Source organism: Streptomyces crystallinus, from assembly GCF_039521265.1.
Lineage (GTDB): Bacteria > Actinomycetota > Actinomycetes > Streptomycetales > Streptomycetaceae > Streptomyces > Streptomyces crystallinus.
Genome location: NZ_BAAACA010000009.1, coordinates 438,074 through 449,731, shown reverse-complemented (window position 1 = coordinate 449,731; position 11,658 = coordinate 438,074). Strand labels below are relative to the sequence as shown.

The window sequence follows — 11,658 nt, the reverse complement described above, 5'->3', positions numbered from 1 at the left end:
GCGGAAGGGGGGCGCGGCGCTCGCGCGCAGGAGGGGGCGCCGGGCGAACGGCCGGTTTCCGTCTGTCCGTTGGCCGTCACGCCGTGGTCTCGCGGCGGAACAGCGCCGTCCGCAGGAACGGCTCACCGAAGCGCGGCGAGTCCGGCGGCTCGCTGTCCATCCGGCGCAGCTCGGCCCCCGCGACCCGCCCGCGAGTGCGGGAGGGGAGCCGGGGTCCGTCAGCGCGTCAGCGGCCGGGACCGGTGCCCCGCCGCCTCGTCGATCTCGACGTGCGCCTTCTGCAGCAGCTGGGACGCCAGGTCCATCAGGACCCGCGAACCGGCGATCTCCTCGCCGACCCTCAGCTGCTCGGGGTCCAAGGGGTGGCGCATGGCGTAGCCGTGCCCCTTCAGCTCGGTGCCGTCACCGAGTCTGACCAGGCCCACCGCGCTGGTGCGGTCACCGACCTCGGAGAACTCCAGCTCCACATGCCACCCGACGAGTGTGGTCATGGCGGATCACCTCCAGGTCTCGCCCTTCGTACTCCCAGGGTCCCTCCGCCGCGTCCCGGCCGCGAGGGGGACCCGGAGTGCGGCGGCCGAGGGGCGTTCTACCCTGGAGGACGGAGCAGGCCGCCCCTTGGAGGACGCGATGACCGCCCAGCCCGACCCGCATCTGGACACGATCCGCGACGTGGCGCCGCGCACCCCGCAGGGCTGCGAGGACTGTCTGCGCCTCGGCTCCCCGTGGGTCCATCTGCGGCTCTGCCTCGCCTGCGGCCATGTCGGCTGCTGCGACTCGTCGCCGCTGCGGCACGCCCGCGCGCACGCCGAGAGCGAGGCGCACCCCATCGTGCGCTCCTTCGAGCCCGGCGAGGACTGGCGCTGGTGCTTCGTCCACGAGGCCCTGGTCTGACCCGTGGGCGACATCCATCCCACCACCTGAACACCAGGACCCGCCATACCCAACATTGGGGATGGCGAGCACCGCCCCCTGGCCCGAGCATGAACGGGAAGGACGATGACGGGGGGCGACGGTGGAGGACCACGGACGGAGACCGGCCCGGGCGCGGGGAGCCGAGGGCACGGCGGGGCGGGGAGTGCTGGAGGGCGCCTTCTCGCTCCTCGAGGTACTGGCGCGGGTGGAGGAGGGCGGCCTCAGCGAGCTGGCGGCCGGTGCGGGGCTGCCCAAGACGACCGTGCACCGCATGCTGGACCAGCTCGTGGCGCTGGACGCGGTGGAGCGCCGCTCGGGCCGGTACCGGATGGGACCGGCGATCGTCCGGCTGGGGCGGGCCTGGAGCCCCGACCGGTCGCTGCGTACGGCCGCGGCCGGGCCGTTGCGGCACCTCGCCGCGGCCACCCGCGCCAGCGTCAGCATCAGTGTGCCGGGCGCCGACAGCCCGCTGGTCGTGGCCGCGCTGCCCGGCGAGGTGGACCAGGTGATCGCCCTGCGGGCGGGGTCGCTGCTGCCCACCGGGAGCGCCGCCGAGGTGGTCCTGGCGGCCGCCCGGCCCCTGGCGCCGCCGGAGGACGACTGCGCCGCGCGCTGGCGGCTGCGGATCGACGCGGCGCGCGAGCAGGGCACGGCGGTCGACCACTACGAGGCCGACACCATGGTGGCCTGTCTGGCGGCGCCGGTCCGCTCCCCTTCGGGCAAGGTCGTCGCCGCGCTCGCCGTCTCCGTCCTCGAACGCCGCCGGCTCACCGCCGCAGACGAACCGCTGCGCCGTGCCGCCCGGATGATCGGCGCGAACCTGGCCCGGCTGCCGCAGGCGTGGCAGCGGTGAAAAACGCCCGAGCCCCTGGGGCCCGAGCCGTGTTTCCATGGCGCGATGAACAGCGAGAACACCAACGCGTCCGGCGCGCGCCCGAATCCGTACGTCCGCCCGCGGGACGCTCGCGACCTGGACGCGTGCGTCCGCGCGCTCGCCGCCGTCCACGAGCGCGACGGCTACCCGGTGAACTGGCCCGACCGCCCCGGCGACTGGCTCGCCCAGCCGTCGCTGCTCGCGGCCTGGGTGGCGGAGCTGGACGGCCGGGTCGCCGGACACGTCGGACTGTCGCTCAGCGGTACGGGGGATGTGGCCCCCGGTCTGTGGAGTGCCCGGGCCGGGGCGGATCCGGAGGCGGCGGCCGTGGTCAGCCGTCTGTTCGTCGCGCCCTGGGCACGCGGTCACGGGCTCGGACGGCTGCTGCTGGACCGGGCGGTGGGCGAGGCCCGCGAGCGCGGGCTGCACCCGGTGCTCGACGTGGTGGCCTCCGACACCGCCGCGACCGCCCTGTACGAGCGGCTCGGCTGGCAGCTGCTGGCCGAGGCCGAGCAGGAGTGGGGGCCCCGGCAGACCGTGACCGTCCGCAGCTACGCGGCGGGCGTCTGACGGCCTGTCCTCGACAGCCCGGGGCCCCCTCGGCTCAGCCCACCGGGTGCGTCTCGCGCAGGAAGCCGACGAGCAGCGCGTTCACCTCGTCGGGCCGCTCCAGGTTGGGGAGGTGGCCCGCCCAGGAGAGCTCGACGTGGCGGGCGTTCGCGAGCCGGCCGGTGAGGTGGACGGCGATGGAGCGGAAGTCCGCGAAGTCGTGATCGCCGGAGACGAGCAGGGCCGGGGCCTTGATCGTGGCGGGGTCGGTCTCGACCCTGACCTGGCCGAACTCCTCCTCGGCGGCGAGCTGGACGTCGAAGGCGTTGCGCTGCATCCGGCGCACCAGCTCGCGGACCTCCGCGTCGGCCTCGGGGCCCACCCAGGCGTCCACGTTGAGGTCGGTCGCCCCCGCGATGTCACCGGACTCGATCAGCGCGTCCTCGCGGTCGCCGAACGCCTCCAGCTCCGCGCTCGGCTCGTGTCCGACCAGCGCGGTGCACAGCAGAGCCAGCGCGCCGGTCCGCTCCGGCCACCGGGCCGCGAGCTCCAGCGCGACCCGGCCGCCGCCGGACGACGCGATCAGCGCCGCGCGCTCGATGCCGAGCGTGTCCAGGAGGGCGAGCACGTCCTCCGCGTTGTTGTACGGCCGGTCGGGCATGGGCGATGCGCCGAAGCCCCGGAAGTCGCAGCGCACCACCTGGTAGCCGGCGCCGACGAGGGCGGGCACTTGCGGGTCCCACATCCGGCGGTCGCAGACCGTGGAGTGGAGCAGGACAACCGCAGGGCCGCTTCCGGCCACATCATGGGAAAGAGTCACCGCGTAACAGTAAAGATCACCTGCCCGCGGCGCAATCAGAATTTTCCGGCCGCGAGGGAGTCCGCCGGGCTCTGCCCCTCCACGCCGTCGCCCGCCGTCGGCAACGTCGCGACGGGCCACCAGAAGTCGTCCAGCACGGCGTCCTCGGTGGATGCGTCGGTCTCCGGCCGTTCGCCGGGCGGGCGTCGAGTCATACGCTCAAGTGTGGTGTCCGCGCGGTCTGTTGGGGAGTCGATTTCTAGAACAGTTTTCTATAGCTTGCTGCGCTAGGGTGGCCGTCATGGCAGACAGCATCCCGATCGGCGCCCTCGGGGGCGCCCTCAGCGCCCGAGGTCGACGGAGCGGGCACGGCAGGCCCCGGGCGGGACGCGGCCATGTCGCCTAGGCAGCTGCGCGGCGAGGCCACCGTCGACCGGCTGCTGACCTCCGCGCTGCGGGTGTTCGCCGAATCCGGCCAGCAGGGGTTCACCGTCAGCGCCGTCACCCGCGCCAGCGGGGTCAGCCTCGGCAGCCTCTACCACCACTTCGGCAGCTTCGACGGTCTCGCCGCCGCGCTCTACACCCGGTGCATGGAGCAGCTCTTCGACGAGATGACAGCCGTGCTCACCCGGGCCCGCACCGCCCGCACCGGCATCCGCGCGCTCGTCCAGTGCTATCTGCGCTTCACCGAGGAGCACCCGGACGTCGCCCTGTTCCTGCACGCCTCCGCCTACTCCGGCTATCTCGCGGCGCACGCCGACGAGATCCGCAGGGTCAAGGCGAGGAAACTGGCCGTCATCGCCGCCTGGCTGGGGCCCCGGGTCGAGGCCGGCGAGATCGCGCCGCTGCCCTCGCCCCTGATCGACGTCCTCATCCTCGGTCCTCCGGCCGAAACCGCACGCCGCTGGCTGTCCAGCACGTACGACATCGACCTCGCCCAGGCCTACCGGATCCTGCCGGACCGGGTGTGGCGGTCGCTCCAGCCGGACTGACGCGTTGGCGGGGGCCCGGTCCTTGTCCGGAGACGGAGAGGTTTCCGATCCGGGTGGCAAGGTAATCGTGAGTTATGGTGCAAATCGGCTACACGATGATGACCGAGCAGACCGGCCCCCGCGCCCTCGTCTCCGACCTGGTCGCCGCGGAGGGCGCCGGCTTCGACTTCTCCGTCACCTCCGACCACTACTTCCCCTGGCTGGCGTCGCAGGGCCACGCCTCGTACGCCTGGAGCGTGCTCGGCGCGGCCGCCCAGGCCACCTCGCGGATCCCGCTGATGACGTATGTGACCTGCCCGACGGTCCGTTACCACCCCGTCGTCGTGGCGCAGAAGGCCGCCACGATGCAACTGCTCTCCGAGGGGCGGTTCCGCCTCGGGCTGGGCTCCGGCGAGAACCTCAACGAACACGTGGTGGGTGCCGGATGGCCCTCGCCGCAGGTGCGCCTGGAGATGCTGGACGAGGCCGTCGACATCATCCGCGCCCTGTTCGCGGGCGGCAACGTCAACCACCAGGGTGCCCACTTCGACGTGGCGAACGCCCGGCTGTGGGACCTGCCCGACGAGCTGCCGCCCATCGGTATCGCCGTCTCGGGCGAGCGCTCCTGCGCGCTGGCGGGCCGCTCCGCCGACCTCGTCATCGCCACCGAGCCCAAGGCGGAGCTGATCGACTCCTTCGACCGGCACGGCGGTGCCGGAAAGCCGCGCGTGGGCCAGCTGCCGGTCTGCTACGACACCGACCGGGACGCGGCGGTCGCCCGCGCCCACGACCAGTTCCGCTGGTTCGGCGGCGGCTGGCCGGTGAACTCGGAGCTCCCGGGGCCGTCCGGTTTCGAGGGCGCCACCCAGTTCGTCACCCCGCAGGACGTGGCCGAGGCGATTCCGTGCGGCGACGACGTGGACGCCTTCGTCGACGCCGTACGGCCCTTCGTCGACGCGGGCTTCACCGAGGTGGCCCTCGTCCAGATCGGCGGCGAGCACCAACTCCCGTTCATCCGCTGGGCCGAGACGAAGCTGCTGCCCGCCCTGCGCGAGCTGTGAGGCCTCGGCCTTCAGCCGCGCGTGCCGACGGGGTCCGGCTCGCCGCGTCCACACTTTTCCACATCGTGGGAAGGTCGCGGGTAGCGACGAGGAGCGGTGAGCCGGGTTCCCGCCGGGGCGGGGTGCCCGTCGCGCCGTGCCCCACGCGGGCGGTCAGCCCGTGAGGACGCCCGGCAGTGCGAGGGCGCCGAGCAGGGCGGTGCCTGCCAGCAGCCAGGCGACGTAGTCCCCGATGTGGCCGGAGTGCAGCCTGCGCAGCGGCTCGCTCCAGCGGTACGGTTCACGGCGCGCCCCACCGCGCACCGCCGCGGTGGCCAGACCCGCCGCCAGGGCCGCCGATGCGAGCCCGAGCATCACGCCCGGCGGCGTCCAGTGGGGCGCTTGGTGCGCGTCCACGCCGAACGCCCGGCCCGTCGCGTGCGCCAGTGCGGGCACCAGCCCCGTCGTCAGCGACCCTGCGAGCAGCAGCGCGGGCACCGCGAGCATGGTGGCGGGCACCCGGCCCAGCCGGCCCTCGGTCTCCGGCTCCTCGCCCTCGCCGCTCGTCTCGTACGCCGGGTCGCCCAGCGGCGCCGGCCCGATGCCCAGGAACACCCGTGCGGCCACCCGGAGCACGGCTCCCGCGGTCAGCGCCGACACGGCGACGAACAGCACGGTGAAGCCACCGCCCGCCGCCTCCTCGGTCACCGACTTGCCCAGCCCCGTGCCGAACGGCGGCAGCCCCGCCAGCGCCAGCGCTCCGGCCGTGAAGAGGACGGCGACGAGGGGCAGCTCCCGGGCGCGGCCGTGCAGCTCGTGCTCGTCGACGCTGCCGTAGCGGTCGAGCAGGATGCCGGTGCAGGCGAACAGGGCGGCCTTCGCGCCCGCGTGGCCCAGGATGTACAGCGCCACCGCGCCGGTCGCCTCCGGCCGCAGCAGGCCGACGCCGACGAGGAAGAGCCCGGTGTGGGCGACCGTCGAGTAGGCGAGCAGCCGTTTGATGTGCCGCTGCTGCCAGCACATCAGCGCGCCGACCAGTGCGGTCAGCGTGCCCAGCACGACCAGGGCGCGCTCGGCGTCCGGCGCGGGCAGGCCGCCGGGGCCCGCGAAGACGGTGGTGTGGACCCGCCAGGTGCCGTACACCCCCAGCTCCACCATCACCCCCGACAGCAGCATGCACACGGGCGTCGGCGCCACCGCGTGCGCGTCGGGCAGCCAGAAGTGGAAGGGCGCCGCGGCCGCCTTGACCAGCAGGCCGGTCAGGACGAGGGCGAAGGCTGCCAGGGTCAGCGCGTCCGGCCCGCCGTGCGCGTCCAGGCGCGCCCCGATCTGCCGCATGCCCAGCTCGCCCGTGCGGGCGTAGAGCAGCACGATGCCGGTCAGGGTGGCGTACGCGCCCAGCGAGTTGACCACGCCGAAGGTGAGCGCGCCCTGGACGGCCTTCGCCTCCTCGACGCGGTAGCCGGTCAGCGCGTACGCCACCACGCTCATCAGCTCGAAGAACACGAACGCGTTGAACAGGTCCCCGGTGAGCGCGAAGCCGCACATGCCCGCCTGGAAGAGCAGGACCAGCGCGGGGAAGGAGCCCGCCTGGCGCCGGGGCGGCTCGTCGAAGTAGCGCCAGGAGTAGACGAGCACGGCGACGACCAGCACGGAGACCAGTGCGGCGAGCCCGGTGCCGGGGCCGTCCCCGACCAGCACGATGCCGACGCTCGCCCCGTCCTTGGGGCGCCAGCCGCCCACCCACTCCTCGGTCGCGGCGGGACCGGCGCAGGAGTGGACGAGGAGGACCAGGCACAGGACGGCCGTCGCCGCGGCGGTGCCGGCGCCGACCGACTCGGCGACGATCCTCGGCAGCCGCCGCCCGGCGGCCACCAGAGCGGCGGCGCCGAGCAGCGGCAGGGCCACGACCAGTGGCAGCAACTGGCTCATCCGCGCAGCTCGGACAGCTCGTCGGGATCCACCGTGCCGTGCCGCTTGGCCACCTGCATCACCAGCGCGAGCAGCAGCGCGGTCACCGTCGCCCCGACCACCACATCGGTCAGCGCCAGCGCCTGCACCACGGGGTCGACGACCGGCCGGGAGCCCGGTTCCAGGTCGGAGTGGACCGGCGCGGTGGCGCCGTCCCGGTAGCCCACCGAGAGCAGCAGCACATAGGTGGACGACTGGCAGACCGCCAGACAGCCCACCGCGTGAACCAGATGGCGGCTGGTGGCGAGGCCGTAGCAGCCCGCCAGGAAGATCCAGCCGGCGACCAGGTACGGCAGTACGGACATCACCGCGCGCTCGTGCCCCCGTTCATGCGTCTCGGTCCTTTCCGCCGGCCGTGGTGCTCTGCTCGATCTCCACGGCCTGGTCGAGGAAGCGGGCGAGCAGCACCACCACCGCGCAGCCCACCTCCATGCCGACCGCCGCGTTGAGGAGCGGGACGGTGCCGCCCGAGGCCAGGGTGTTGAACGTGCCGTACGGCAGCAGGGTGTTGGCGAGGAACGCCGAGCCGCCGACGAGTCCCGCGACGCCGAGGATCAGATAGGTCGCCTCGCCCGCCGCGTCCCCGACCTCGTAGATGCCGACCGGCCGGATCCGCTCCAAAGCGCGGTAGTCGGCCCCGATGTAGAGCAGGTGCAGTGCGGTCGCCACGACCACACCGCCCTGGAAGCCGCCGCCGGGGCTCAGCTGTCCGTGCGCGATGACGTAGAGGCCGGTCAGCAGCGCGATCGGCAGCAGGGCCAGGGCGTACCGGCGGACGGGAGCGGCCACCTTCTCGGGGGCGGGGCGCACCTGGCGCTCGTCGCGGGTCTGGCGCAGCAGGACGACGGTCCCGAGCACCGAGGCGAACAGGATGGTCTCCTCGCCCAGGGTGTCGAACGCCCGCTGGTCGAAGTTGACGGACGCGATGGTGTTGGAGGTGCGGCGGGCCAGGGAGGCCTCGACGGCCCGGTCCCCGTAAGGGTGGACGGCGCCGCCGAAGTCCGGCAGCCGCAGATACGCGGCGGCCAGCAGCGCGGCCACACCGAGGCCGCCCAGCGCCAGCACCCACAGCCGCAGCCGCCGGCTCACCGGCCGCCGTCCTTGGGCCGGCCCCGGCGCCGCACCTTGCGTACGGACAGCAGGATCAGCAGCGGGGTGAGCGCGGAGCCGACCGCGAGCTGCGACAGGGCCACGTCCGGTGCCTGCAGCACGGTGAACAGGACGGCCAGCGCGAGTCCCAGCACCGCGAGCACCAGCGCCTGGCGGGCCGGGTCGCGGACCGCCACCGCCGCCGTCGCGGACGCCGCGACGAGCAGCAGGGCGACGACCACGGGCAGCTCAGCCATGGGACGCCTCCGTGTTCCGGTAGCCGCCCGCGACCGCCCGGGACGCCACGACGTTCCCGGCGACCAGCAGGGCCCCGGTCGCCAGCAGTTTGGCCATGGCCCGGCCCGGTCCGGTGGCCGCGCTCGTCGCCACGACCACCGCCGTGGTGGCGAGGGCGGCGGCCGCGGTCAGCACATCGGTGTGGGCCGGGCGGGGGACCAGGTCGTCGGCGAGCAGCCGTGCGTACACCAGGGTGCCGACCGGGCCCAGCACGGCGAGCACCAGGGCGAGGTCGGTGTACGACGGCCGCCCGTAGCCCTGCGCGAGCAGCAGCATCACCAGACAGACCACCGAGGTGGCGAAGTTCTGGGCGACCACCCGGCGTCCCACCGGCCCCGTCGCCACGCCCCACACCACGGGTGCGAACCCCACCGCGAGCAGGACGGTCGCACTCCACAGCCAGCCGTTCACCGGCCGCTCATCGCCCGTCGGGCCGCGCAGGCGGCGATCGCCGCGAGCAGGGCGCTGCCCGCCCCGACGAACGCCTCCAGGAGGTCGACCGTACTGATAAACACCAGCCACGCGGCCATCAGCAGGAGCCACCACGCGAGGAGTTCGGCGGTCACGGCCGCCGCTCGACCCATCCGTACATCACCTCGACAGCGGTCGGGAGCCGGTGGGCGCGCCCGGGCCGGGCGCGTCCGCGTCGTATGGAGTGCGCTCATGAAAGCACCGTGAGCACGCGGGCCGCGGACGGCGCGCGGCGCCACCGCGGCACACCGCGCGCCTGGCCGCCCCGGCCCTCTCCGGGCGAGCGGGTACCCGGCGGCCGGGGCGGCAATCCCCCGGACGGCGGGGCCGCTGTTTCGCCGGGGCCACCGAGGGCACCCGGCACCGGGCCGCGGCCCATGTGGCCGGATACCCGGCGGTCGGAGATGCTCGGTCGTAACGCGGCGCAGGGCCGGGTCCGCACGCGGTGCGACACGAAGGGAGCGCACGCCATGCAGGTGGCATCGACCCCGTGGGTGCGCGATGACGTCCACGGCGGCTGAGGGCGACGACGGCCGCGAGCCGGAGCCGTCGTCGGCGGGGCCGGAGCGCACGGGTGCGCTGCGGGGTGCGAGCCGCCGGGGTGTGGGCGGCCGGTCGTGGTTCGCCGTCGGGTTCTCGCTGGGCCTGGGCGCGACGCTGGCGTGGCTGACCGTGCAGACCGTGCTCGAGGTCGGCAGTCTGCTCACCCTGCTGCTGCTCGCGGTGTTCCTCGCGCTCGCCCTCGAACCCGTCGTCGTCTGGCTCACCCGGCACGGGATGCGCCGCGGCTGGGCGGTGGCGGCCGTCCTGGTGCTGCTTCTCGCGGTGTTCGCGGGGTTCCTGGCGTTGGTCGTCCCACCGGCCGCCGACGAGATCGACGCGCTGGTGAAGGCCGTGCCCGGCTGGCTGCGGGACTTGCACGACCACAACTCCACGCTGGGCCGGTTCGAGGACCGCTACCACCTGGTGGAGAAGGCCAAGCGCCAGTTCTCCTCCGGCGGGGCGGCCGGGCTCGCCGGAGGGCTGCTGGGCGCCGGGAAGTTCGTGGTGGGCGCGGTGACCTCGGCCGCCATCGTCGTCGTGGTGACGGTGTACGTGATGGCGTTCCTGCCCGCGCTCAAGGAGTTCTGTCTGCGCTTCGTGGCGGCCCGCAAGCGCCCGCACGCGCAGGAGGTCACCGAGGAGGTCCTCAACCGCGTGGGCCGTTACATGCTCGGCAACGTGGCCACCTCCGTGATCGCCGGCGCCGCCACCTTCGTCTGGTGCATCGCCCTGGGGGTCCCCTATCCGGCGGCCATGGGCGTCTTCATCGCCCTGATGGACCTCATCCCCATCGTCGGCACCACCATCGGCGGCATCGTCGTCAGCCTGGTGGCCCTGTCGGTGTCCCTGCCGGTCGCCCTGGCCACGGCGGGCTTCTACGTGGGGTTCCGGCTGGCCGAGGACTATCTGATCGTGCCCCGGGTGATGCGGTTCGCCGTGGACGTCCATCCGCTCGTCACGGTGGTGGGCGTCCTGGTCGGCGGGGCGCTGCTGGGGGTCGTGGGCGCCCTGGTCGCCATCCCGGCCGCCGTCGCCATCGGGATCGTGCTGGACGAGCACGTCTTCTCGCGGACGGACGCGTCGTGACGGCGAGTGTCCGCTCACTCTCGTAACGGCGGGCGTCCGCTCACTCTCGTACGCCGGGCCACGGGGAAGGGGCTGGATGCCGAAAGGCGGTCCAGCGGGGCGTCGCGCTAGCCGGACGTCGGCGGGGGAGCGGCCGGGGCGAGCGGGGCGGGGCGCGCGCGCCGCAGGTAGCGCTCGGCGGCGTGCACGGCCTCGCGGGCGGTGCGCTCGCCCATGAGCACGCAGAGCGTGTACGCGGTGTCCTCGAAGCGTCTGCGCAGAGCGGGATCGTGGGGCTGTGCCAGGACCGCGCGTTCGTGCGCCCGGTAGTGCGAGAGCAGCCGCGCGAGGATCTCCTTGTCGGGCAGCAGCATCATGTCCTCCTGAACAGGGGGCGGGCCCCAGCCCACCCATCCTGACCGCGTCCGCCGAACCGCGCGAGCCGTAGCGCTGCGCTCCGTGACGATCCATGCGAGCGGGGCCCCGCGGAGTGCTCCGCAGGGCCCCGCAGCGCCAGGGGCGCCGGCTACTCCCGGAAGGCGTCCTTGGCCTTCTCCTTGGCCTGCCGGAGGTCGCCCTTCGACTTCTCGGCGCGGCCCTCGGCGGCCTTGCTCTCGTTGCCGACCGCGCGGGCCACCGTCTCCTTGGCCTTTCCCTTGGCCTGCTCGGCCTTCGCCTTGGCCTTCTCGTTCTTTGCGGTCACGGTACTCACACCTTGATCTTTCGGGAATTCCGTCGGTCACATCCGAGTGTGACCGCTCAGTGGGTTCTCAAACGTGCACCCGCACGCCGGGAATTGCCCCGGTTAGCGCATTCACCATCGGTACCAACGGCTTCGCCGCCCGCTGCCGGCGGCCGGACGCGCGACGAAACCCACGAGCCACAGCACCAGAACGACAAGGGCGACCCACCACAGGACCTGGAGTGCGAAACCGGCGCCGAAGAGAAGCAGCGCGAGCAGCAGAACGACAAGCAGGGGAACCATGCTATGCACCTCCGATAAAAACGAGTCCCCCGGTCGGGCCGGGCCATGCCCGGTGAATTCAGGACAGGTCTTTCCGGGAATTCCGTGGC

General features: G+C 73.6%; 18 protein-coding genes and 1 pseudogene. 6 read left to right on the top strand and 13 right to left on the bottom strand.

What is annotated here, in order from left to right; all coding sequences use genetic code 11:
- Positions 1-76 precede the first annotated feature (76 nt).
- Both ABD236_RS09250 and ABD236_RS09245 read right to left on the bottom strand, forming a co-directional pair.
- Positions 77-172: pseudogene (locus ABD236_RS09250) on the bottom strand (SAM-dependent methyltransferase); the annotation flags it as partial.
- 46 nt (positions 173-218) lie between these two features.
- On the bottom strand, positions 219-491 hold the full coding sequence (locus tag ABD236_RS09245) for a DUF1876 domain-containing protein (RefSeq protein WP_344072232.1): 273 nt from the start codon (positions 489-491) through the stop codon (positions 219-221).
- Positions 492-630: 139 nt separating this feature from the next.
- Here ABD236_RS09245 and ABD236_RS09240 point away from each other — a divergent pair, with 139 nt between their 5' ends.
- The 3 genes from ABD236_RS09240 to ABD236_RS09230 all read left to right on the top strand — a co-directional run bounded on the left by ABD236_RS09240 (position 631) and on the right by ABD236_RS09230 (position 2,359).
- Complete coding sequence (locus ABD236_RS09240) at positions 631-894, top strand: UBP-type zinc finger domain-containing protein (protein ID WP_344072230.1); 264 nt, start codon at positions 631-633, stop codon at positions 892-894.
- Positions 895-1,015: 121 nt separating this feature from the next.
- The gene (locus ABD236_RS09235; RefSeq protein WP_344072228.1) at positions 1,016-1,768 is read left to right on the top strand and encodes an IclR family transcriptional regulator; all 753 of its coding nucleotides are present in this window, start codon (positions 1,016-1,018) and stop codon (positions 1,766-1,768) included.
- 45 nt (positions 1,769-1,813) lie between these two features.
- Positions 1,814-2,359 (top strand): GNAT family N-acetyltransferase, encoded by a 546-nt coding sequence (locus tag ABD236_RS09230; protein ID WP_344072226.1) that lies wholly within the window; start codon positions 1,814-1,816, stop codon positions 2,357-2,359.
- Positions 2,360-2,393: 34 nt separating this feature from the next.
- On the opposite strand, the gene ABD236_RS09225 is transcribed toward ABD236_RS09230, so the two are convergent.
- Positions 2,394-3,158, bottom strand: a complete 765-nt coding sequence (locus ABD236_RS09225) for an alpha/beta fold hydrolase (protein WP_344072224.1) — start codon at positions 3,156-3,158, stop codon at positions 2,394-2,396.
- 35 nt (positions 3,159-3,193) lie between these two features.
- Positions 3,194-3,352, bottom strand: a complete 159-nt coding sequence (locus ABD236_RS09220; RefSeq protein ID WP_344072222.1) for a hypothetical protein — start codon at positions 3,350-3,352, stop codon at positions 3,194-3,196.
- Between the two features lie 180 nt (positions 3,353-3,532).
- Between ABD236_RS09220 and ABD236_RS09215 the strand changes: the two genes are divergently transcribed.
- Both ABD236_RS09215 and ABD236_RS09210 read left to right on the top strand, forming a co-directional pair.
- Entirely contained in the window at positions 3,533-4,129 is a 597-nt protein-coding gene (locus ABD236_RS09215) for a TetR/AcrR family transcriptional regulator (RefSeq protein ID WP_344072219.1), read from the top strand.
- 74 nt (positions 4,130-4,203) lie between these two features.
- A complete protein-coding gene (locus tag ABD236_RS09210) occupies positions 4,204-5,169 on the top strand; it encodes an LLM class F420-dependent oxidoreductase (protein WP_344072216.1) in 966 nt (321 codons plus the stop codon).
- A gap of 153 nt (positions 5,170-5,322) precedes the next feature.
- Here the strand turns inward: ABD236_RS09210 and ABD236_RS09205 are convergent, their stop codons facing one another.
- From ABD236_RS09205 to ABD236_RS09180, 6 genes are read right to left on the bottom strand one after another with little or no spacing between them, the layout of a single operon-like run.
- Entirely contained in the window at positions 5,323-7,080 is a 1,758-nt protein-coding gene (locus ABD236_RS09205) for a complex I subunit 5 family protein (RefSeq protein ID WP_344072214.1), read from the bottom strand.
- Positions 7,077-7,424, bottom strand: a complete 348-nt coding sequence (locus ABD236_RS09200) for a sodium:proton antiporter (RefSeq protein WP_344072213.1) — start codon at positions 7,422-7,424, stop codon at positions 7,077-7,079. The genes ABD236_RS09205 and ABD236_RS09200 overlap by 4 nt, the downstream gene beginning before the upstream one ends.
- Positions 7,425-7,446: 22 nt before the next feature.
- Entirely contained in the window at positions 7,447-8,208 is a 762-nt protein-coding gene (locus ABD236_RS09195) for an MnhB domain-containing protein (RefSeq protein ID WP_344072211.1), read from the bottom strand.
- Complete coding sequence (locus ABD236_RS09190) at positions 8,205-8,465, bottom strand: Na(+)/H(+) antiporter subunit B (RefSeq protein WP_344072209.1); 261 nt, start codon at positions 8,463-8,465, stop codon at positions 8,205-8,207. Before ABD236_RS09190 ends, ABD236_RS09195 begins: the two co-directional genes overlap by 4 nt.
- Positions 8,458-8,916, bottom strand: coding sequence for an MrpF/PhaF family protein (locus ABD236_RS09185; RefSeq protein WP_344072207.1), 459 nt, complete (start codon positions 8,914-8,916; stop codon positions 8,458-8,460). The genes ABD236_RS09190 and ABD236_RS09185 overlap by 8 nt, the downstream gene beginning before the upstream one ends.
- The gene (locus ABD236_RS09180; protein ID WP_344072204.1) at positions 8,913-9,089 is read right to left on the bottom strand and encodes a hypothetical protein; all 177 of its coding nucleotides are present in this window, start codon (positions 9,087-9,089) and stop codon (positions 8,913-8,915) included. The genes ABD236_RS09185 and ABD236_RS09180 overlap by 4 nt, the downstream gene beginning before the upstream one ends.
- A 388-nt stretch (positions 9,090-9,477) precedes the next feature.
- Between ABD236_RS09180 and ABD236_RS09175 the strand changes: the two genes are divergently transcribed.
- Positions 9,478-10,605, top strand: coding sequence for an AI-2E family transporter (locus ABD236_RS09175; RefSeq protein WP_344072202.1), 1,128 nt, complete (start codon positions 9,478-9,480; stop codon positions 10,603-10,605).
- A 107-nt stretch (positions 10,606-10,712) separates the two neighbouring features.
- On the opposite strand, the gene ABD236_RS09170 is transcribed toward ABD236_RS09175, so the two are convergent.
- The 3 genes from ABD236_RS09170 to ABD236_RS09160 form a co-directional block, all read right to left on the bottom strand.
- Positions 10,713-10,961 carry a DUF5133 domain-containing protein gene (locus ABD236_RS09170; protein WP_425543846.1) on the bottom strand — a complete coding sequence of 83 codons (249 nt, stop codon included), beginning with the start codon at positions 10,959-10,961 and terminating at the stop codon, positions 10,713-10,715.
- Positions 10,962-11,110: 149 nt separating this feature from the next.
- Positions 11,111-11,287 (bottom strand): CsbD family protein, encoded by a 177-nt coding sequence (locus ABD236_RS09165; RefSeq protein WP_425543845.1) that lies wholly within the window; start codon positions 11,285-11,287, stop codon positions 11,111-11,113.
- A 111-nt stretch (positions 11,288-11,398) separates the two neighbouring features.
- Positions 11,399-11,569, bottom strand: coding sequence for a hydrophobic protein (locus ABD236_RS09160; protein ID WP_344072200.1), 171 nt, complete (start codon positions 11,567-11,569; stop codon positions 11,399-11,401).
- Between the last annotated feature and the right edge of the window lie 89 nt (positions 11,570-11,658).